Source organism: Flavobacterium sp. UBA6135, assembly GCF_002428305.1.
GTDB lineage: Bacteria > Bacteroidota > Bacteroidia > Flavobacteriales > Flavobacteriaceae > Flavobacterium.
In genome coordinates this window covers 1-21,736 of record NZ_DIVJ01000015.1, presented here as the reverse complement: position 1 = coordinate 21,736, position 21,736 = coordinate 1, and the positions used below count along the sequence as shown (strand labels likewise).

Here is a 21,736-nt window from a genome sequence, read left to right as displayed (position 1 = left end):
AATCTTTGTGCAGTTGCGGTTTAGTTTTTTCTTAAAAGCGGGAAGCGACTAATGGAAGGCCTCCCGATTTTTTAGAAAAACAACCCAAAACAAACAAATTCACGACATAAAACCTTGCTCTTCAATCGTCTCCAGACCTCGAAGAAATTGACTTTATCTTTGTAAGCGATATATTTAATTTTTACCGAAGTTCCAAAAATCGAATCTTAATTTTAAATAACCAAAAATTTTAAGTAACTTTGTATCCAACTAGATACAATGTGTATGTTTTTGATTGAAAAAACACAAGAATTTGACAAATGGTTGCAAAAGCTAAAAGATTTGAAAGCTAAAGCAAAAATTTTGTTTCGAATTCAGAAATAAAATTGGACGAACACTTTGGAGATTGTGAACCGGTTGGAGATGGCATTCGCGAATTGAAAGTGAATTTTTCCAAAGGTTATCGAATTTATTTTAAAGAAATCGACGGAAAAATAATTGTTCTCTTAATTGGTGGTGATAAATCGACCCAACAAAATGACATTAAGAAAGCTAAGGAATTAAGCAAAGCGTATCACGAACACCAAAAAAAGATTAAAACGCGTGAGTAAATTTGGAAAAAATTAAATAATTAAAAAATGAACACTACTAAATTTGATATTGCAGACTATTTAGATAACAAAGAAATGATTGCAGAATATCTCAATATTGTTCTTGAAGAAGGAAACGATGCTGATATTATTAATGCAATTGGTCATGTGGCAAAAGCGATTGGAATGACGAAAATTGCAGAAGAAACAGGAATGAGTAGACCGAGTTTGTACAAAGCCTTATCTGATGGAGCAAAACCACAATTTGCGACAATAATGAAAGTTTTAAAAGCAATTGGCGGACAAATTCAAGTGAATCCTATTTCTGCTTAAAAAATGTAATCTTACTAAGTTATGAAGACATTCAATTGCAGCAATTCAAAAAAAAGCGTATATTTGCACGCAATTTAACTACAAATTGCAACCATGAAAGCACATGAAACAAAAATCGTTGGAGAGGGTTTGACCTATGACGATGTTCTGTTGATTCCCAACTACTCAGAAGTTTTACCACGCGACGTAAGCATTCAATCTAAATTTTCTCGAAATATCACGTTAAACGTTCCAATTATTTCGGCTGCGATGGATACTGTTACCGAAAGTTCGATGGCAATTGCCATGGCTCAAGAAGGCGGCATTGGTGTTTTGCACAAAAACATGACCATTGAACAACAAGCCGCTAAAGTTCGTAAAGTAAAACGAGCGGAAGCCGGAATGATTTTGGATCCTGTAACTTTACCTTTAACAGCAACTGTTGGTGATGCAAAAGCAGCGATGCGTGAATTTAGTATTGGTGGAATTCCTGTGGTGGATGAAAACGGTATTCTAAAAGGTATTGTAACCAATCGTGATTTGCGTTTTGAGAAAATAAATTCCCGTTCGATTTTAGAAGTCATGACGGCCGAAAATTTAATTACGGCTGAAGAAGGGACAACCTTGCAACAAGCAGAAGGAATTTTGCAAAAAAACAAAATTGAAAAACTTCCGGTTATTGATAAAAACTACAAATTGGTTGGGTTAATTACCTTCAGAGATATTACAAAACTGACTCAAAAACCAATAGCCAACAAAGATAAATTTGGTCGTTTGCGTGTTGCTGCTGCTTTGGGAGTTACTCCTGATGCGTTAGAAAGAGCAACGGCTTTAGTAAATGCAGGTGTTGATGCAGTGATTATTGATACGGCTCACGGTCATACCAAAGGAGTAGTAACTGTTTTAAAAGAAGTGAAAGCCAAATTCCCTCATTTGGATGTAGTAGTTGGAAATATTGCCACAGCCGAAGCTGCTAAATATTTAGTTGAAAATGGAGCTGATGCGGTGAAAGTAGGAATCGGACCCGGTTCAATTTGTACTACTCGTGTGGTTGCCGGAGTTGGTTTTCCACAATTTTCTGCGGTGTTGGAAGTTGCTGCTGCTATTAAAGGTAGTGGTGTTCCGGTAATTGCTGATGGTGGTATTCGATATACAGGTGATATTCCAAAAGCAATTGCTGCAGGAGCGGATTGTGTCATGTTAGGTTCGCTTTTAGCTGGAACAAAAGAATCTCCGGGTGAGACGATTATTTTTGAAGGAAGAAAATTCAAATCCTATCGTGGAATGGGTTCTGTGGAAGCCATGCAAGAAGGTTCAAAAGATCGTTATTTTCAAGATGTGGAAGACGATGTGAAGAAACTAGTTCCGGAAGGAATAGTAGGTCGTGTTCCTTACAAAGGTGAATTGAATGAAAGTATGCAACAATTCATTGGCGGTTTAAGAGCCGGAATGGGTTATTGCGGTGCAAAAGATATTCCAACATTACAAGAAACCGGACGTTTTGTTCGAATTACAGCCAGTGGCATTGGCGAAAGTCATCCACATAATGTAACGATTACCAAAGAAGCTCCGAATTATTCAAGATAAGTTTTAAAACTAAATAAGTAGAAAAGGCGTCAAATTTGACGTCTTTTTTATTTGTCATCGTTGTTGATTTCTCTTTTCAAAAAGGCACTATCCCAGGCATGATCTTTAGCTTCGAAATTGGTGTACAAGTCATTTTTTAAAATTTGTTCCTGTAATTCAATTTGTTCTTGAGCTGTTACTAAATAAGCCATTTTATCATGACGTTTGGCAGCCAATTCTCTTATGGAGGCTTCGTCATATTTTATAAAACGTTGGCCTTGTCTTGTGGCAGAATATTTTCTGTGTCCCAATTGAGTTAACGCATCAACACCCAAATGAACCGCCGTATATAAGGTCTCACGATAAATGTTTTCCACTCCGTGGTCAATGAGTTCATAGGCATCAATTCTGTTTCGAGCTCGGGTAAGAATTTTGAGGTTTGGAAAGTTCTTACGGATGATTTCAACCACATTTAAATTCACCGAAGGATTATCAATGGCTGCAATAAAAAGTTTGGCGTCTTCTGCACCTGCTGCTTTTAATAACTCCAATCGGGTGGCATCACCATAATATACTTTAAATCCCATTTTACGAAGTAAATCAACCCGTTCTGAATCGTGATCAAGAATGGTGGCTTTCACTCCATTTGCTTTCAGAAGTCGACCAATGGTGCTGCCAAAATGGCCAAAACCCGCAATAATGACTTCGTGTTGTTCTTCTATATCATCTGCTTTCTTCTTTACTTTTTCTTTTACTCCAAAATAAGGGTCAATCCATCTTTCATTGATTAACAACAGAAAAGGTGTAGAGAGCATACTCAATGCAATTATGGCTAATATTTGATTGGCCAACATATTTGGAATGATGTTTAATTGCATGGAAAAACTCATGATGACAAATCCAAATTCCCCGGCTTGACTAAGTCCAAAAGAAAACAGAAAATTTTGGTCGGATTGTTTTTTATAAAGTATTCCAATAGTAAATAACACTAAAAATTTAATAATTAGTAATGTCAAACCAAAAACTAAAATAAAAAAAGGATTATCAATAATTAATTGAAAATTGATGGAGGCCCCAACGCCAATAAAAAACAAACCTAAAAGCAATCCTTTGAAAGGGGCAATATCTCCCTCGAGTTCATGACGAAATTCAGAATTGGCTAAAACGACTCCAGCCATAAATGCTCCAAGAGCAGGGCTCAAACCTACCAGTTGCATTAAGTAAGAAACCGCAACAACCAATAACAAAGCAGAGGCTGTAAAAAGTTCTTGAAGTCTTGTTTTAGCCACCACATGCAATAGTGGAACAAAAATATACCGCCCAGCAAAATAAACAGCCAGAATGGCTCCAACAACTATTAATGTTTGAATCCAAGCAGCAAAATCAGCTATAATGGATTGATTTATATCTTCGAGAGGTACGCTGGTATTGGCAGACACCAAAAGCGGAATTATAGCTAATATAGGAATTACGGCTATATCTTGAAATAACAATACTGCAAAAGAAGCCCGACCCATTGATGTTTGTGATAAACTTTTTTCTTTCAAAGTTTGCAATACAATTGCGGTTGATGATAAGGCTAAAGCCATTGCAATTATCAATGCTACTTGCCAAGACCATTCATAAAAAATTACACCTAAAAGAAATAATAAAAAGGAAGTGCTAATTACTTGGAGTGAACCCATTCCAAGAATAAACTTTCGCATTTTCCAGAACTTATGAGGGTCTAATTCAAGACCAATAAGGAAAAGCATCATTACTACTCCAAATTCAGCAAAGTGCATAATATCTTCACCTCTTTGACCAATAAGTCCTAACACAAACGGACCAATAATGATACCGGCAAAAAGATATCCCAAAATAGAACTCAGACCTATTTTTTTGGCAATAGGAACAAATACCACTGCTGCGGCTAAATAAATTATGGCTTGAACAAAGAATCCGTTATCCATGTTTTATTGTTTTGTTTGAATCCATTGGTTTAAATAAGGATAGTTTTCAAAAGTTTCCTTTCCAATTCCATTTTCAATTAAATGTTGAAGTAATTTATTGTACATTCTGCTCATATCAAGAGCTTCTTTGGAATTCATTTTATGCGTTCCGTGAATAACAAATGGAGGTAGGTAAATCATTTTACAAACCATCGCCGTTTGATTGAAAGGTTCCAGAAGTTGAGGAATGGTGAAACGATCTTTACCTTCTGAACAATAATTTTCCTCGCTTCCTCCCGTAGTAATTGTTTGGAAGATGATTTTGTCTTTTAAAGCATTTCCTGATTTGCCATACGCCCAATTGTATTCTAAAACTAAATCAATCCATTGTTTTAATAAAGGCGGACAACTGTACCAATAAAAAGGGTGGTGCCAAATAATGATATCATGCTCCATCAGTAAATCTTGTTCTCTTTTGATGTCGATATCAAATTCAGGATATTCTTCGTATAAATCGTGTAAAGTAACGTTGGGAGAATCCAGCAAATACTCAATTAAAATCCTATTTATCATGGATTTCTCAAACAAAGGATGAGCAAATAAGATTAAAATTTTATTTGTAGTCATAAAGTAACGATACAGCGTTAGTTGTCATCAATTGGATAATTTTTCAATTGAGACAAGGTACTAAATTCCGATTTAAAAAGCAATTCCTTTCGGATTTAAAAAAAGCAATTATATTCCTAAATAATTGGAAGGGGTTATTGCCAGTAGTTCCGTTTTGATTTCGTCTGAAACAGTTAAAGAATGAATGAACGTATGAATAGCCTTTTTATCAATAGCCTCATTGGTTCTTGTTAAGCCTTTTAATGCTTCATACGGATTTGGATACCCTTCACGTCTCAAAATAGTTTGAATAGCCTCTGCAACTACAGCCCAATTTTTTTCTAAATCTTCAGCAAATTTTGGTTCGTTGATCAATAGTTTGTGCAACCCTTTTAAAGTGGCTTCAAAACCAATTAAGGTATGTCCGATTGGCACACCAATGTTTCTTAAAACCGTACTATCTGTTAAATCTCTTTGAAGTCGAGATAATGGCAATTTGGCAGCTAAATGCTCAAAAATGGCGTTGGCAATTCCTAAATTTCCTTCAGAATTTTCAAAGTCAATAGGGTTAACTTTGTGCGGCATGGCACTTGAACCAATTTCTCCGGCTTTTATTTTTTGTTTAAAATAATCCATCGAAACATATGTCCAAATATCTCTGTCTAAATCGATTATGATTGTATTTATACGTTTTAATGCATCGAAAAATGCAGCAAAATGATCGTAATGCTCTATTTGTGTTGTTGGAAAAGAGTGGTGTAAACCTAACGTATCTTCAACAAATTCATTACCAAATTTTTTCCAGTCAATGTTTGGATACGCCACATGATGGGCATTGTAATTGCCTGTTGCTCCACCAAATTTAGCAGCAAAAGGCGTATTGAATAACAAACGCATTTGTTCTTCTAAACGTTCTACAAAAACTCCAATTTCTTTTCCTAATCGGGTAGGAGAGGCAGGTTGACCGTGCGTTCTGGCCAACATTGGGATGTTTGCCCATTCCTGACTTAAATCTTTTAATTTGGAAATTACACCAATTAAAAGTGGTAGGTAAACATTTTCAAAAGCTTCTTTTGTAGAAAGCGGAATGGCTGTGTTATTAATATCTTGAGAAGTTAATCCGAAATGAATGAACTCTTTGTAAGCTTCTAATCCCAATGCATCAAAAGCATTTTTGATAAAATACTCCACCGCTTTTACATCGTGATTGGTTGTTTTTTCAATTTCTTTGATAGCAAGAGCATCTTCTGAGGTGAAATTTTTATAGCAATTTCTCAACGCTTCAAACTTGCTTGAAGGAACTTCTTTTAATTGGGGTAACGGAATTTGACATAACGAAATAAAATATTCAATCTCAATCAACACGCGGTAGCGTATTAAGGCTTCTTCAGAAAAGTAAGGTGCAAGTGAAACTGTTTTAGATCGGTATCTTCCATCTATTGGAGATATGGCATTTAATTCGTTTAAAAATGTCATGAGTTGTGTGTTTGTGTCGAAGTGCAAAGATAGCTTTAAACTTCAAAAAGTAAAAGTAAATTTATTTTGTATTTTATGGTTTTATCCAAAAAATGTAGTACTATTGCAATTTAGAATTAATATAAATAACAAAATAGTATGAAACGTTTTTTCCAAGTAGCAATTGTAGTTTTGAGTATCGCTTTGGGGTTGTTTTTTATTTATAAAGGCATCAACAAGCACTTTTTATCGCCATGTAAAGTGTATGGACCGGAAAGTACCATTCCGTTGGAATACCAACAAGTTATTTCAGGAATGTGTAATTCAGGAATGTTGGTTGTGATTGGATTCTTTCAGGTTTTGTCTGGGATTTTATTAGTCATTCCGAGAACTCGTTTGATAGGAGCGATCGTTTTATTACCCATTATTTTAAATATCTTTTTATTGCATTATTTCTTGGATAACCGACCACATGAATTGGTTGAAACGGGAATTCCTTTAGCTATCACAATTTTAATCATCGTTTTTTATTATCCAAAATGGAAGACTATTTTCATTTTAAAATAGCCAACAATTTATCTTTTAACAAAGCCACTCCTTCTGAAGCTCCTTTTGGAATAACTTCCAAAGGATGACTGAGTTGATAAATTGTTGCCGGTTTTGGGTCGATGTAAAAAATAGGACAGTTAGGTTTTGCATAATGCACCAATCCAGCAGCAGGATACACTTGCATGGAAGTTCCGATAATGGCTATAGAGTCAGCTTTTTCAACAATTGTAATGGCTTCTTCAATAGCGGGAACGGCTTCACCAAACCAAACAATGTGTGGTCGAAGTTGATTGCCATCTTCATCTGTGTCACCCCAATTCAAATCGGATGTCCAGTCTAAGATGTAGTTTTCATTTTTGGTGCTTCTCACTTTTGTCAACTCACCATGAAGGTGAAGAATCGATGAGCTACCAGCTTTTTCATGCAAATTGTCAACATTTTGAGTGATAATGGAAACGTTGAAAAACGCTTCTAATTCAGCCAATAGAAAATGACCATGGTTGGGTGTTACTTCGTGCAATTGTTTTCTACGTTTGTTATAAAAATCGAGAACAAGTTCCGGGTTTTTATGCCAACCTTCGGGAGAGGCTACTTCCATAACATTGTGACCTTCCCAAAGACCGTCAGCATCTCTGAAGGTTTTTATGCCACTTTCTGCACTCATTCCGGCTCCTGTAAGTACAACTAAGTTTTTCATGGTATAAAAAAAATCCTTTCAATCGCAATGAGGAAAGGATTTTTAAAATTTGATTATTTTTTACACTTTTCCTAAAGTGAACAACTGTTCTAGTGTTGGTGTCGGACTTCCGCCGGCAGGTTCTAAAGTGATTCCAAATGCTTCAGAATCATAAGAAGCATTCATCTCAAAGAAACGTTTTTTGGAAGTACCAAAGTTGTCAATTAATCCAATACTTTCAGGAGTTAAAGGATTTAATTTTAACGACCATACTTGATACACCATTCCTTCCGGTGGATTTGGCAATCCTAAACCGTCAACATATACTTTTTTGGTGTCCTGATTCCAGTAAATTTTAGCATACGATTTTGGTGCAACGTCTTGGCCAAGCAATGGTACCACAATGTTTTTCGGGTCACGAATAATGGCGATTAACTCTTGATTTTCAGCGTTGGTTAATTCTAAATTAACAATGTCTTTTTGCAATTCAGATTTTTCATTTTCAATCGTAACAATTTGATTTGTAGCTTCTTCTTGTTTTTGCATGTGGTAATAATACCCACCTACTAGGAAAACAAGTGCAGCAGCCCATCCTAAATAGTTGGACCAACTTGATTTTGGTTTAATTTCAACCACTTTAGGAGCTACGGCTCCTTCAAAAATTTGTTTTTTAATGTTTTCATAGTTTTTGCCTGATAATCTGGGTGAAACACTACTGGACAAAAACAATACGGCACGTTCAATGGCAATAATTTCTTCTTTGATTTCAGTATGCTCTTCGGCCATTTTGAAAACTTCTTCCATTTCAGGTTCCGAAAGTTTACCGTAAACATACAGTTCTAAAATGCCTGATTCTATGTATTCTTGTGTGCTCATGCTACTTGTAATAAGTTTCTTAAATCAGTGATGCAATTTCTGTTTTGGGTTTTTACGGTTCCTAGTGGAATTTCGAGTTCATCCGAAGCCTCTTGTTGCGTGTAGCCTTTGAAAAACAGCAGGTCAATTAATTTAATACATTTGGGTTTTAGTTTTTTAACAAATTCCTGAATTCCAATAGCATCGATTCTGTTTGTCATTCTTGAACTGTCTTCCAACAGATGTACGAAATTGTCGGCCGAAAGGTTTTTTTGACTGTTGTTGAATCCTTTTGAACGCAGTTTGTCAATGGCTGTATTTCGGGCTATGTTAACTATCCAAGTATAAAAACGTCCTTTGTTTTCAGAATAGGTATCTATATTTTTCCATATTTTTACAAAAACATCTTGAAGGACATCTTCAGCTTCTTCTCTATCTTTTATTAAATTAGAAATAACGCCAAATAAACTTTTAGAATACATGTCATACAAAATAGTGAAAGCACCTTCTTCTTTTTTATAAATTAGCGGTAACAATTCTTCTTGTGTCATAGTTATTTTTTAGTGTTGCCAAGATATGAATTTACTGAAATAAAACCAATTTTGATGAATGAATTATTACAAACCAAAGAATACTTAAATTTCTTAGAAAACTTTCTAACCGAAAACAGAAGAAAACGCATTCATGACGTGTTGCAATCACGAACAAAACATTTTACTGTTGTGGTGGAAGATGTGTACCAATTGCACAACACTAGTGCCGTTATGCGAAGTTGTGAAGTGTTTGGAATTCAAGAGATTCAAGTGATTGAACAAAAGTTTGGAAAGCAAATTGATTCTGAAATTGCTTTAGGTGCACAAAAATGGGTGGATATCTATCGATTTGAAAATTCCATTTCCTGCATCAGAGCCATGCGAAAGAAAGGCTATCAAATTATTGCGACAACCCCTCATGATCAATCTACTGATTTAACTTCTTTTGATATTACTAAGCCTGCTGCACTTTTTTTTGGCACCGAAAAAGACGGACTTTCGGAAGCGGTTTTGCAAGAAGCTGACGGAATGATTCATATCCCGATGGTTGGATTTACAGAAAGTTTGAATATTTCCGTTTCTGCAGCAATTTTGTTACAACAATTATCTGATCGATTGCGAAAATCAAACATAGAATGGCGATTGACGCCTCAGGAAATTCTTTTAAAGAAAATTGATTGGGCACAAAAATCTATAAAAGATTATGTGAAAATCACGGAACGATTTATTGAAGAAAATTCAAATTAGAACTACGATTTCTTTTTTAGAATTTTATATTCTTCGTAGCAATCGCTAATGGCATCAAGCACTTGTAAGTCGTTTGCCGTTTTGATAAAAGTCTCAGAATAATTACAACGATGCAAGATTTCAGGAATTTCTTTTTTATCAACACCCAACATGATAGAAATTGTTTCTCGGTCAAACTTGTTTTCAAGCATAGTTCTTACCGTATCATCTTTTTTCATTTCTTTCAATTTTTTCAGCTCGTTTGGTTTTTTTCCAAAGAAATTATAGAGCAAATCTGCGGGGTTAAAGAGCGAACTTACCACGCGGCTGATTGCGTTTGGCGATTTGCTTCCCGCTTCATAACCATAGGAAAGTCCGGAAATACCATAACGATAATTCTCAGGAATAGGAATTATTTTGGCATCAATTTCCAAATAACCGGTAAGGGTGTAAGGTGTAACAATCACTTCTTCTAAGGCGTAGGCTTTTTCAGTAAGTTTTATTTCTGTAGATTTTGAATTGATCCAATCATTGGTCACTCGAACTCGGATGGATTGATAACCTAGTATAGAAATGTGAAGTGTGTCGTTTACTTGTGCATCAATTTCAAAGTAACCTTTTTCATTTGTAATGGTTCCTTTTACGGTATTAAAATTGATAATGTGAACATTATTTAAAGGTTTTAAAGAATTATCGTCTTTAATAACGCCATTCACTTTAACCAAATCGGGGAAAGTCTTTTGCGAAAAGGAGGCAAAAGAAACTAAAATAAATAGTAAAACTGTAAAAAATCTCATAAACTGATTTAACGGTTTAAAAGTAAGCATTCGCTTTGAGATTTTTTACAGTTTTTGGTCTATTATCAGAAAATTAACAATTTAAAACCCAAAATAGGGTATTCAAATGAATTAACTTCTTCTAGGTCTTCTGTTTTTTGCAGCTTCAAATGAACGGCCAGCCGGTCTTTCACTACGAGAATCATCAGAACGTCTAGCTGGTCTTTCTGAGGAACCACTTTCGGTTCTTGGTCTAAATCCGCCTTCTCTTCTGTCGCTTCTTGGAGCTCCACCTTCTTTTCTTGGTCCGAAACTTCCGCCTCCTCTTGGGCCTGAGCTTCTTTCGCCTCTAAAACCGCCAGAACTTCTACCATTATGGTCACGTCTACCGCCACCGTCATTTTTAGAGATTTCTACGTTGATTTTACGACCTTCCAATTGCATGCCATTTAATACATCCATTACTTTGTCTGTATGTTCAATATCGGTGTTGAAGAAAGAGAAACCTTCTTTAACATCTACTTTGTAAACGTCTTCGCGACCTAATTCTAACGTATCACGTAGAAAGTCTTTCAACTGCATCCAATCAAAATTATCTCTTGAACCAATGTTTACAAAGAAACGAGTTGCTCCGCTGGTATTTTCTCTTGGTTCTCTGTCGTCACGTCTTTCAGAACCTGATGATTGTGATGATAAATCTCTTGTTTTTTTATAGTAATTGATGAATCGGTTGAATTCTACCGATACCATTTTCTTAATCAATTCTTCTTTACTTAAACCTTCTAAAACCTCGTTGATAGCCGGAAGGTAATTGTCAATTTCGTGATCTACTTCGGTATCTTTAATTTTAGTAGCTAAGTGCAATAATTGGATTTCACAGATTTCAATTCCTGAAGGGATTGTTTTCTCTTCAAATTTCTGCTTGATGATTCTTTCAATAGCCGAAATTTTACGCAATTCACTTTTTGTAACAATTACAATGGAAGTTCCTAATTTACCTGCACGACCGGTACGGCCAGAACGGTGGTTGTAGGTTTCGATTTCATCCGGTAATTGGTAGTTTACCACGTGTGTGATGTTGTCTACGTCAATTCCACGAGCGGCAACATCTGTAGCTACCAACATTTGAATTTGACGGCCTCTAAATGATTTCATTACAGAATCACGTTGGGCTTGCGATAAATCACCGTGCAACGCTGCTGCATTATAACCGTCTTCAATTAACTTTTCAGCTACTGCTTGTGTGTCTCTTTTTGTTCTGCAAAACACTACGGAGAAGATGTCCGGATTGGCATCAGCTAAACGTTTCAACGCTTCGTAACGATCACGAGCATTTACTAAATAAAATTCATGAGAAACTGTGGCTGAACCTGAGTTTTTTGCCCCCACAGTAATTTCCTGTGGTTCATGCATGAATTTTTTAGCAATACGAGCTACTTCTTGCGGCATGGTTGCCGAGAATAACCAAGTGCTTTTTTCATCAGGTGTGGTAGATAAAATACTAACGATGTCTTCATAGAATCCCATGTTTAACATTTCATCGGCTTCATCAAGAATACAATAGTTGATTTCAGAGATGTTTACAAAACCTCTGTTAATCATGTCTTGCATTCTTCCCGGGGTAGCTACAATGATTTGAGCACCTCTTTTTACTTCACGAGCTTGTTCGGAGATGCTGGCACCACCATAAACAGCCACAACGTTAATTCCTTTTTCGTACTTGGAGTACAATTTAATTTCATTTGTAATCTGCAAACACAGTTCGCGAGTAGGAGATAAAATTAAGGCCTGCGTATTTCTATTGTTCGCATCAATTTTTTGGATAAGCGGGAAACCAAATGCTGCCGTTTTCCCTGTCCCTGTTTGAGCCAACGCAACTAAATCTGTTTCTTGTTCCAATAATAGGGGAATCGCTTTTTCCTGTACTTCGGTCGGATTTTCAAATCCTAGATCGATAATCGCACGCTGTAGCGATTCACTCAATCCTAATTGTTCAAATTTGTTCATATATAATTTTAAATTGGGTGCAAAGGTACGGTTTAAAAATCACATAAACTAATGGTGTTAGTTATTGATTTTTAAATAGTTGGAGTTGACGGGATGGAAGATGGAAGAGGGGAGATGGTAGAGACGACAGAAAATGAGTTTGAAATGTAAATTATTCATTTAAAAACGCAACTAATTTTTCTACTGCCAAACCGCGATGACTGATGATTGATTTCTCTTGAATTGTCATCTCAGCAAAGGTTTTATCGTATCCATCAGGTATAAAAATGGGGTCGTAACCAAAGCCTTGATTGCCTTTTTTTTCTTTGGTAATTGTTCCTTTAATGATCCCTTCAAAAAGGTGTTGTTGCCCCTCAATGTTAAGGCAAATGGTGGTTTTAAATTGTGCTTTTCGGTTGGTTTTATCGGATAGATTTAACAAAAGTTTATCCATATTGTCATTGGCGTTTCTTTGATTTCCGGCATATCGAGCGGAGTAAACACCGGGTTCGCCGTTGAGAGCTTCCACCTCAAGTCCGGTATCATCAGCAAAACAATTTAGATTGTAGTTTTGGGTAATGTAATTGGCTTTTAGAATGGCGTTGCCTTCAATGGTTTGGGCTGTTTCAGGTATGTCTTTGATACAACCAATAGCTTCTAAGCTAAGAAGCGTTATCGTTTTGGGTAAAAGCAGTTGTATTTCTTTTACTTTATTGGGGTTGTTTGAGGCGAAGACGATTTGCATAATTAAAATGTTTTTTTTAACCCGTTGGGTGTAATTATTTAATTCAATAGTATTCTGGATATTTTTGCCACGAATTCACAAATTATAAATTTAGTAAATGCAATAATTTGTTCATCTTTGATGAAAATTCGAATTTAATCGAATAATTAGTCAAAAAAATTGGTGAATTAGTGGTAAAATTATTTGAAAATTTAATTACACCCAACGGGTTTTTTTTAATAATATTATATAATATCTTAAAAACTTGAATTTATTTCAACAAAAAATAATAAATTACAGCCCAAATAGTAATAAAAAATAATCCTGGGAATACTATGGTTTTAAGTTTCTTTATATCTTTTTTAATCAGTAAAAGATAAAAGATGTAAAAAAAGAACAATGTGACAAGCACTATTGGAATTATTGGATACAACATGGTGTTTTTTTAGATTCTAAAATTACAAAATATTTTAATAGCTTAAATAGGACAACTAATCGGAAGTAGTTTTTTGATTTTTTGAGTTAATCGTATCAGTTTATACCTTAAACAACTCTCAAAATTTTATCCATTTTTTTGCCTTTGGCTAACTCATCAACTAGTTTATCAAGGTATCTCACTTGTTTGGTTAGTGGATTGTCAATTTCTTCAATTCGATAACCGCAGATAACACCTTTAATTGAATTGGCCAAAGGGTTTAGATTTGCTCTGTTGAAGAAATTTTCAAAGGTGACTTTCTCTTTAATCAATTCAGATATTTTTTTATCATCAAAACCGGTTAACCAAGTTATAACCTGATGTAATTCTTCTTTTGTTCTGCCTTTGCTTTCCACTTTGGTAACGTAATGCGGATAAACGGATGCAAACGTCATTTTTGCCATTCGTTCGTTATGTTCGGGAGTTATTTTCATAGTATAAGATACTTATTGTTGTGTTCGCTTATTTTACTTTTTTTAGACAAGTTTTGGTTTTTCAACGGCTATAATTTTAAAACAAAATTAACGAAATAAGAATATATAATCCACTTACTTTATCATTTAAATAGTTTAAATTTGTAGGAAGTGTCCAAATGATAAAGTCTCTTAATTTCAAAAATCAGTGACCATGAGAAAGTCTAAATTAGATCTTTTTTTTCTGAAGCCCATCCAAAATTTTATTGAGAAAAAAACATCCGTCGGAATTGTTCTGTTCCTCGCAGCTATGTTGGCAATGGTGGTGGCAAATTCAAGTTTATCCGGCTATTATTTTTCATTTTTAGATAAGTATATTTCTTTTGGAGTGCATAATTTCCAAATTAAAAAGAACATTTTGCATTGGATTAACGACGGACTCATGTCCATGTTTTTCTTTCTGGTTGGATTAGAGTTAAAACGTGAAATTTTAGAAGGTGAACTTTCCTCTTTTCGTGATTCTATTTTGCCAGCCTTTGCTGCCCTCGGTGGTATGCTGGTTCCGGCATTAATCTATACGTTAATCAATCATGGTACTCCCGGTGCTAATGGTTGGGGTATTCCGATGGCAACGGATATTGCTTTTGCTTTGGGGATATTGTACTTACTTGGAGACAAAGTCCCCTTGTCGTTAAAAGTATTTTTAACAGCTGTGGCTATTGTTGACGATATAGGAGCTATACTGGTCATTGCTCTGTTTTATACCGAGGAAATTGCTGTTCAAAACCTGTACTTAGGAGCCTCATTCATGCTTTTTCTAATCATAGGAAATATATTGGGAATACGAAACACGTTGTACTATGCTCTTTTTGGCATCGGTGGGGTATGGTTGGCCATATTGCTTTCAGGAGTACATGCCACGATTGCTGCTGTAGTAGTAGCCTTTACAATACCGGCCAATCGTAAAGTACACACCGGACTCTTTCTTAGAAAAATCAGATTGATGGCCTTTAAAATTGGACATCAACACGATACCATGCCACTTAATAAAAGTAGACTCAGCTCAGAAATTGAAAAAATTACCTTGTTGACCTACGATGCTTCTCCGCCGTTACATCGTTTGGAACACAGCTTTAATAGCTTTGTAAGTTTTGTGGTGTTACCCGTTTTTGCCTTTGCCAACGCCGGTGTTGTTTTAGGTTCTGATGTCTTTCAACAACTCATGAGCTCAGTGACTTTGGGAGTGGTTAGCGGACTCATCGTTGGAAAAGTGGTAGGAATCACCCTGTTTACTTTCATTATGGTCAAGTTGCGCATTTGCCATTTGCCTCACGGCGTTGACTGGCCTAAGATCATGGGTGTGGGATTGCTTGCTGCTATCGGGTTTACCATGTCAGTGTTCATCACCGATTTAGCATTCAAAGACGAACAACTTATCAAACAAGCCAAACTCGGTATTTTGGCGGCCTCTACTGTTGCGGGTGTACTTGGCTATTATTTATTGAAAGGAAACGGCAAGAAAGAAGTGGGGAGCTTGGAGTAGGGAATAGGGAGTTTGGAGAGGGCATTGGTAGTTTGTTTGACTTGCATCCGTAGAATGCATCTGAAAAGTTTTTCAAATAGTAAAAAAATACTTGTGTTATAAAGCTATTGAAAAAAAAGGGATTTGTTTCATTAACAGAAGTCTACATTCAACTCCACCCATCTCTTTGCGAACCGCCGAGTTTAGCCTGTCCCGATTTTTATCGGGATAATCCGCTTGGTTTATGCTGAGTTTAACGAAGTACTCGGTGATTTGAGAGGTTTTCCTTGTTAGTATATGGCAGGGCAGTTTTCTAGCTTTTGCCTTCGCCCTTGTTTTTTGTAGTGTTTGTTGTTCATTATATAAGTCCTGCACCCAATGCAAGTGAAATGAGTATCAGCATTATCGCTATCGTTACTTGTAAAAATCTAAGGGTCACTTTCTTTAGAAGTTTGTTGCCTATATAGGCTCCTGCAATTCCTGCAAGCGTTGCACAAATCACCAAAGTCAAGTTTTCGGTCAATCCCGATTTTGTAAATCGTGTTGCATAAATACTTAGTCGTGTGAAATCAACAAAAGTTGAAACAACAACTGCTGTTGCCACAAATGCTTCTTTAGAAAGTCCTGCTTTGATTAAAAAGGCACTTCTTAAAGCACCTTGATTTCCGGAAAGTCCACCAAAAAATCCGCTTAATACCCCGCCAATTGGCAGTTTGTCCTTTCCGAATTGCAAGGTGTTGAAATAGGGAATAAGGTCAATACTTGCAAAAATGATAAGCAAAATGGAAATGATAAATTTAACAGGATAAACTTCAAAATGCTTCCCGAATGCGTCATAAGAAAACAAAGGTTGCAAGTTGGTTATGTTTAATAAAATCCAAGAGCCAATGATTGCAGCAATAACTGCTGGAATACCAAAACGCATCAATACTTCTTTGTTTGCATTGCGGCCAACTAAAAACAGTTTAAAAATGTTATTGAAAAAATGAACAACTCCTGTCAGAGCGATTGCTAACTCCACAGGAAAGAATATCATAAATACAGGTGTCAAAATGGTGCCAAGCCCAAAACCTGAAAAGAAGGTAAGAATGGCAACTACAAATGCCGCTAATGATATGACTACAATTTCCATTTAACTTTTGATTTTATTTAGTTCATTATCAAGTGACCAATAGCCACCGCCTTTAATGAGTAGAAAAACATTACCTAATAGCATTGACCAATCTGTTCTGCTTCCGTGCATCATTTCCCAAAATCCTTTGTCGGCTAAAACTTCTGATTTTGTGGTGGCAATGGCAACAAGCATAATGACAATGAGCGGAATACTTGCCAAGCGTGTAAATAAGCCAAGTAAAATGAATGCTCCGCAAAGGATTTCAAAAGTGCCTACAAAACTTCCTAAAAATTCAGGAAAAGGCAAACCAATTTTTTCAAATCGTCCTGCACCACGAATGGCAGGGAACAAGAACTTTTGTATTCCTTCCGATAAAAATACTGCTCCAACAATCAAACGGATTATGATTGTAGTTTTTGAATGGTCTGTTTGAATAATTTTCTGAAACATATTATTTTCTAATTGGTGATTGTCTAACTGTTGGAATTTGAACACTGAAAAAAGGCACTTTTTCCATTGCATGACAACTGTTACAGTTGATAGTCAATGTTTGAAAGTTTTTATTGAAAACTACAGTGTCTTTTTCTTCTAATGCTTTTTTCATTTCGGGCAAAATAGAAGTCAAAAAGTGTTCGGCAGGTTTTGCTCTTTTGGGTCTTCGTTCCAACCCGTTTTCAATTGCGATTTTGATTTTTTCTAATTGATAGTCGGCATATTCCCAATTCTCGTCTTGCCCTGCCCAATACAACTCTTGGTAACGATAACCTGTTTCAACCATTGCATTGTCAAAGCCCCGAAATTGTTTTTCTATGGTTTGTATTTTTTCTTGTTCCGTTCCTTTAATCCACGCTCCTTCTGAATTTGAAGGTTCTGTCTGTTGATGGCATCCAAAACAAAGAAGAAGGATAAATGTGTAAATGGTAATCTTCATGATCAACTAACTTGTATTTTCCTGAAACTGCAAAAAACAAAATTTTGATTAGTGTCAAAGGGTGTCTTGTGGTCTACCGTGAGACACTCTATTTTTTCAAAAAAGTTTTTTAGTCGTTCAGTCATTGTAGTTTCCGAATACTGTTTGATTTCAATTCCGCTACATTTTTTTGGTCCTAATTCAGAAAATGTACCAATTACTAGAACACCTGTTGGCTTAATATTTTGTTGGGCAGTTTCCAAATAGTTTGAAATTTCTTTTTCGTCTGTCAAAAAATGAAATGCGGCTCGGTCGTGCCAAAAGTTATATTGCTCTGTCGGCTTGAATGTTGCTGCGTCTGCAACTATCCATTTTACGTTTTTTGCTCTATAACCAAGTCGTTGTTTTGCTCTGTCAATGGCAGCCGCTGAAATGTCGAGAACTGAAAGGTCTTGATAGCCCAAGTCGAGCAAATGGTCAACTAAAAAACTGTCGCCACCGCCAATGTCAATTATTTTTGCTGTTGTTGGCACATGAAACTGTTTAAAGAAGGCCAAGGAAGTCTCTGGCGTCGGTTGAAACCAACTTACGTCTTTCAATTCTTTTGTCTGATAGATATTTTCCCAATGTTTTTTGCGGTCAAAATTTTCCATTCTTCTATTTCGTTTTTATATTTTGGTGTCGCCTTTAGGGTGAGGCATTACGCTTTGCCTTTAGATGAAGGCAGATTTTTCAACACTAAATTTCATTAGAAGCACAAGGCTTGAACTTAGCACTTCACTGTCATAGAAGCACGAAACCCCTGCTTTTGCAAAACGGCTGTGTGTGCCCTGCATCCGCAGGACACACCCCGAAAGCTTTTCAAATAGTTCAAAAATACAAATTTCGACTACAAAAACTAATTTTCGGGGTGCTATTTTTCCAGAGGGTGTGAGTCCCTTAACCGCGAGAGTAACGTCTCGAAGGTTTAGTACGTGACAAGGTGGTTTACCGCGAGGTATGCACTGAAGGAAGTCAAACGGCAAAAGTCTGTACTGACGAACAGAAAGTACATAAGAGGCATAGCAGTAAGGATGAGTATCCACAGCAATACGAAGTCCAAAACAGTGTTCTGAACATGCTACTAAATCAGATTACTGTCATGTAAATGTACCAGGAATAGACGGAAGGAAAAAGCGGTTACCAGGGGAGGTCTCTTAATCCACGAGTTGGTTAGAAAGAGAAGTCAGCAGAGGTCATAGTACTTGAAAGCAACGAGGTGCGAATAGATACCGCATAGGTCTCACAAACAAGGAAGGACTGAACGTAAAGAGGTTTTCAATAAGTAACGGAATCAAAAGATAGCCCTACTTAACGAAAACAGGTTAACAAAGAATCTGAAACAAGTTCAGATTAAACAAAAATGATTGAAAAAGTAGTACATTCTTACAACCTCCAAAAAGCATTGGAACACGTCATTGCCAACAAAGGCAGTGCGGGTGTTGATGGCGTTTCTGTACGTGAACTCCGCAAGGTGTTTACAGAAAAGAAACTACAACTTATTGAAGAAATCAAACAAGGAAACTATCAAATTCAACCCATTTTAGGAATCGAGATTCCCAAAGGAAACGGAAAAACCCGATTATTGGGCGTTCCCACAACAAGCGAAAGAGTGTTGCAACAAGCGGTTTCACAAAGCATCGCACCTTTATTTGAACCCGAATTCAAACCCAGCAGTTTTGGATTTAGACCCAACAAAAATGCCCGACAAGCCGTTGGACAAGCACGGGACTACATTCATTCAGGACTGAACCACATTGTGGATATTGACCTGAAAAACTTCTTTGATGAAGTTGACCATTGTTTAGTGTTGAATCTGGTGTTTCAAAAAGTGAAATGCAAAACCACAATGCAACTCATTCGCAAATGGCTTCGAGCACCGATTAAAATCAACGGAAAGCTACGCAAACGAAGAAAAGGCGTTCCGCAAGGAAGCCCATTGAGTCCACTATTGTCTAACATCTTACTCCATCAATTGGATAAAGAAATGACCCGAAGAGGACATAAATTCGTTCGTTACGCTGATGATTTTAGTATCTACTGCAAAAGCCACAATCAAGCAAAAGCTACGAGCGTAGTGATTGAAAAGTTCCTTAAGAACAAGCTCAAACTAACCATCAACAAGGAAAAGAGTGGGATTAGAAAACCTTCGAACTTTACGTTACTTGGCTTTGGATTTGTGCCCGTTTACAATAAAGGAAGCAAGAATCAATACCAACTCGTAGTAGCCGAAAAGGCATGGAAAAACCTAAAGATGCGTCTCAAAAGCATTACCCGAAAAACCACTCCAGCCAAACTAGAAGAACGTATAACCAAGATAAAGGAAATCCAACAAGGATGGTTAAACTATTTTCGAGGAACCAATATCATAGGAAAATTACGAGATATCGATGGTTGGCTACGGAATCGCATCCGTTACTGTATTTGGAAGGATTGGAAGAAACCTGAAAGGAAAAGGAAAAACCTGATTCGATTGGGGGTTGACCAAGACCACGCCTATGCATGGAGCAGAACTCGAAATGCTCTGCATTCACGAACACCAAAAAAACAATAATAAAGCGTGAGTAAAAGGTGGTTGGGCGATTGCTCAAAGTCCCATTTTAGGAACAACCATTACCTTGAAACGCTTGAAACAGAAGGGATATGAATCCTTAACGGAAATCTACATTCAACTCAACCCATCTCTTTGCGAACCGCCGAGTACGTGACCCGTATGCTCGGTGGTGTGAGAGGCTCTCCCTGTCAGTTTCTGGCAGGGCAGTCTACTCGATTAGTGGCAGGACTTTTAATTAGTTTTCCCGATCACAAGTAAGATTATTTTTAGAAATTAAACTAAATTTATTTTCACCAATTTTTGAAATATAATATCCGGACGTACAATAATAAGTATAATATGTTGTTTTACTCCGATAGGTTGCTCCACTTCCGAAATTATCTTTTTCATCTTTCGTTAGTTCAAAATACTTATGAACATCTAAAGTGTCTAGTTGTTTACTAGCATTTGAGTTTTTATTTATTTCTACCTTTACTTCGTAGGTCTTCATTTTCAATGTATTTAAATAATACAGATAACCTCTTGAATGTCCATAAGTATGGGTTGTGCCAACATAAATAAAATAATCATTTTTATTTTTGAAAGTTGAAACTTCATCTACATAATAATCACCCAGCGGTAAATTTAAAAGTACCTTTTTAGCATTATTTTTTTTATAATAAATTGTTATGCCTTCAGATACTGTTTGTCTACAACCTATGCAATCATAGACTAACTCAAATCCATTAATTTTGCCTATTGGAATATCTAAAGTATCTGTTTTTTTTGCATTAAGTTGATTTTCATTTTGCTGAATCTTGAGTAAAGTTGGTTTTGTAGTTTCTTTTTTAGTTTTTTCCACAATTACTGCTTTTTTATCGTCTTTTAAATTGCAAGATAAAAACAGGAAAACAAGAAATAGAAAATAGATGTTATTCATAAAAATATGTTTTCGAAATTAATTTTCCCTCTTCATTATAAGACTTTGACCAAATAACTTTTCCTTTTTTATAATTGGCTATTTGTTTTACTTTTTTGTTTCTGTAATTCCAAATAGATTTTCCGTTAAGAATTCCTTTATTTAATTTGTAAATTACAGTTAACTCGCCATCATTATTATATTCCTTCCAAAATCCTTCTTTCTGTGAGTTTTTTATTAATCCATTGCTTCGTATTTTATTGTTAACAAAGACTTGATAATTTCCATCGGGAATATTTTTCTTAAACTCAAAGTAGAATCCATACCAAGCTCCCATGTCTTCTTTGTGTCCAACATTGAGATAAGTGCTGTCGCTGGTTTTTTTGAAGATATAATCTTTATTATTTTCAGTGGATTTTGTTAACTCAATTTTTATTTGAGAAAAACAATTAAAACTTGAAAAGTAGATTAAAAAGCAAATTATGTATTTCATACTTTAGTTCTTTTTTGCAGATTTTAGGTCTTGCCACTAATCGGGTCAGACAGG

General features: G+C 36.0%; 22 protein-coding genes and 1 pseudogene. 7 read left to right on the top strand and 16 right to left on the bottom strand.

Annotation, left to right across the window (positions count from 1 at the left end):
* The first annotated feature begins 365 nt into the window (after positions 1-365).
* From B3L86_RS04750 to guaB, 3 genes are all read left to right on the top strand, one after another.
* On the top strand, positions 366-590 hold the full coding sequence (locus tag B3L86_RS04750; protein WP_291115621.1) for a type II toxin-antitoxin system RelE/ParE family toxin: 225 nt from the start codon (positions 366-368) through the stop codon (positions 588-590).
* Positions 591-617: 27 nt separating this feature from the next.
* On the top strand, positions 618-902 hold the full coding sequence (locus tag B3L86_RS04745) for an addiction module antidote protein (protein WP_291115618.1): 285 nt from the start codon (positions 618-620) through the stop codon (positions 900-902).
* A 93-nt stretch (positions 903-995) separates the two neighbouring features.
* The gene (guaB, locus tag B3L86_RS04740) at positions 996-2,468 is read left to right on the top strand and encodes an IMP dehydrogenase (RefSeq protein WP_291115616.1); all 1,473 of its coding nucleotides are present in this window, start codon (positions 996-998) and stop codon (positions 2,466-2,468) included.
* Between the two features lie 47 nt (positions 2,469-2,515).
* Here guaB and B3L86_RS04735 read toward each other — a convergent pair whose 3' ends face one another.
* The 3 genes from B3L86_RS04735 to purB form a co-directional block, all read right to left on the bottom strand.
* Entirely contained in the window at positions 2,516-4,399 is a 1,884-nt protein-coding gene (locus B3L86_RS04735) for a monovalent cation:proton antiporter-2 (CPA2) family protein (RefSeq protein ID WP_291115613.1), read from the bottom strand.
* A gap of 3 nt (positions 4,400-4,402) precedes the next feature.
* The gene (locus B3L86_RS04730; protein WP_291115610.1) at positions 4,403-5,005 is read right to left on the bottom strand and encodes an NAD(P)H-dependent oxidoreductase; all 603 of its coding nucleotides are present in this window, start codon (positions 5,003-5,005) and stop codon (positions 4,403-4,405) included.
* Positions 5,006-5,113: 108 nt separating this feature from the next.
* Positions 5,114-6,460 (bottom strand): adenylosuccinate lyase, encoded by a 1,347-nt coding sequence (purB, locus tag B3L86_RS04725; protein ID WP_291115606.1) that lies wholly within the window; start codon positions 6,458-6,460, stop codon positions 5,114-5,116.
* Positions 6,461-6,598: 138 nt separating this feature from the next.
* On the opposite strand from purB, the gene B3L86_RS04720 reads away from it, so the two are divergent.
* Positions 6,599-7,006 carry a hypothetical protein gene (locus B3L86_RS04720; protein ID WP_291115603.1) on the top strand — a complete coding sequence of 136 codons (408 nt, stop codon included), beginning with the start codon at positions 6,599-6,601 and terminating at the stop codon, positions 7,004-7,006.
* Here B3L86_RS04720 and B3L86_RS04715 read toward each other — a convergent pair.
* From B3L86_RS04715 to B3L86_RS04705, 3 genes are read right to left on the bottom strand one after another with little or no spacing between them, the layout of a single operon-like run.
* On the bottom strand, positions 6,993-7,685 hold the full coding sequence (locus tag B3L86_RS04715; protein ID WP_291115600.1) for an SIR2 family NAD-dependent protein deacylase: 693 nt from the start codon (positions 7,683-7,685) through the stop codon (positions 6,993-6,995). The genes B3L86_RS04720 and B3L86_RS04715 overlap by 14 nt on opposite strands.
* A 60-nt stretch (positions 7,686-7,745) precedes the next feature.
* Positions 7,746-8,540, bottom strand: coding sequence for an anti-sigma factor (locus B3L86_RS04710; RefSeq protein WP_291115597.1), 795 nt, complete (start codon positions 8,538-8,540; stop codon positions 7,746-7,748).
* Positions 8,537-9,070, bottom strand: a complete 534-nt coding sequence (locus B3L86_RS04705) for an RNA polymerase sigma factor (RefSeq protein ID WP_291115594.1) — start codon at positions 9,068-9,070, stop codon at positions 8,537-8,539. Before B3L86_RS04705 ends, B3L86_RS04710 begins: the two co-directional genes overlap by 4 nt.
* A 54-nt stretch (positions 9,071-9,124) precedes the next feature.
* Here B3L86_RS04705 and B3L86_RS04700 point away from each other — a divergent pair, with 54 nt between their 5' ends.
* Positions 9,125-9,799, top strand: a complete 675-nt coding sequence (locus tag B3L86_RS04700) for a TrmH family RNA methyltransferase (RefSeq protein WP_291115592.1) — start codon at positions 9,125-9,127, stop codon at positions 9,797-9,799.
* Positions 9,800-9,801: 2 nt separating this feature from the next.
* On the opposite strand, the gene B3L86_RS04695 is transcribed toward B3L86_RS04700, so the two are convergent.
* The 4 genes from B3L86_RS04695 to B3L86_RS04680 all read right to left on the bottom strand — a co-directional run bounded on the left by B3L86_RS04695 (position 9,802) and on the right by B3L86_RS04680 (position 14,173).
* On the bottom strand, positions 9,802-10,575 hold the full coding sequence (locus B3L86_RS04695; RefSeq protein WP_291115590.1) for a carboxypeptidase-like regulatory domain-containing protein: 774 nt from the start codon (positions 10,573-10,575) through the stop codon (positions 9,802-9,804).
* Between the two features lie 111 nt (positions 10,576-10,686).
* Complete coding sequence (locus tag B3L86_RS04690) at positions 10,687-12,561, bottom strand: DEAD/DEAH box helicase (RefSeq protein ID WP_291115587.1); 1,875 nt, start codon at positions 12,559-12,561, stop codon at positions 10,687-10,689.
* Positions 12,562-12,712: 151 nt separating this feature from the next.
* Positions 12,713-13,285, bottom strand: a complete 573-nt coding sequence (locus B3L86_RS04685) for a non-canonical purine NTP diphosphatase (protein ID WP_291115584.1) — start codon at positions 13,283-13,285, stop codon at positions 12,713-12,715.
* A 522-nt stretch (positions 13,286-13,807) separates the two neighbouring features.
* Positions 13,808-14,173 carry a DUF2200 domain-containing protein gene (locus B3L86_RS04680; protein WP_291115581.1) on the bottom strand — a complete coding sequence of 122 codons (366 nt, stop codon included), beginning with the start codon at positions 14,171-14,173 and terminating at the stop codon, positions 13,808-13,810.
* A gap of 193 nt (positions 14,174-14,366) precedes the next feature.
* Here B3L86_RS04680 and nhaA point away from each other — a divergent pair, with 193 nt between their 5' ends.
* Positions 14,367-15,695, top strand: coding sequence for a Na+/H+ antiporter NhaA (nhaA, locus tag B3L86_RS04675; RefSeq protein ID WP_291115578.1), 1,329 nt, complete (start codon positions 14,367-14,369; stop codon positions 15,693-15,695).
* A 337-nt stretch (positions 15,696-16,032) separates the two neighbouring features.
* Here the strand turns inward: nhaA and B3L86_RS04670 are convergent, their stop codons facing one another.
* From B3L86_RS04670 to B3L86_RS04655, 4 genes are read right to left on the bottom strand one after another with little or no spacing between them, the layout of a single operon-like run.
* Positions 16,033-16,806, bottom strand: a complete 774-nt coding sequence (locus B3L86_RS04670; RefSeq protein WP_291115575.1) for a sulfite exporter TauE/SafE family protein — start codon at positions 16,804-16,806, stop codon at positions 16,033-16,035.
* Entirely contained in the window at positions 16,807-17,238 is a 432-nt protein-coding gene (locus B3L86_RS04665) for a DoxX family protein (protein ID WP_291115572.1), read from the bottom strand.
* 1 nt (position 17,239) lies between these two features.
* Complete coding sequence (locus tag B3L86_RS04660; RefSeq protein ID WP_291115569.1) at positions 17,240-17,719, bottom strand: hypothetical protein; 480 nt, start codon at positions 17,717-17,719, stop codon at positions 17,240-17,242.
* 2 nt (positions 17,720-17,721) lie between these two features.
* The gene (locus B3L86_RS04655; protein WP_291115566.1) at positions 17,722-18,351 is read right to left on the bottom strand and encodes a class I SAM-dependent methyltransferase; all 630 of its coding nucleotides are present in this window, start codon (positions 18,349-18,351) and stop codon (positions 17,722-17,724) included.
* Between the two features lie 749 nt (positions 18,352-19,100).
* Between B3L86_RS04655 and ltrA the strand changes: the two are divergent.
* Positions 19,101-20,445, top strand: a pseudogene (ltrA, locus tag B3L86_RS04650) (group II intron reverse transcriptase/maturase).
* A gap of 81 nt (positions 20,446-20,526) precedes the next feature.
* Here the strand turns inward: ltrA and B3L86_RS04645 are convergent.
* Together B3L86_RS04645 and B3L86_RS04640 are read right to left on the bottom strand one after the other, a co-directional pair.
* Positions 20,527-21,132, bottom strand: coding sequence for a hypothetical protein (locus B3L86_RS04645; protein WP_291115563.1), 606 nt, complete (start codon positions 21,130-21,132; stop codon positions 20,527-20,529).
* A 70-nt stretch (positions 21,133-21,202) separates the two neighbouring features.
* Entirely contained in the window at positions 21,203-21,682 is a 480-nt protein-coding gene (locus tag B3L86_RS04640) for a hypothetical protein (protein WP_291115560.1), read from the bottom strand.
* Between the last annotated feature and the right edge of the window lie 54 nt (positions 21,683-21,736).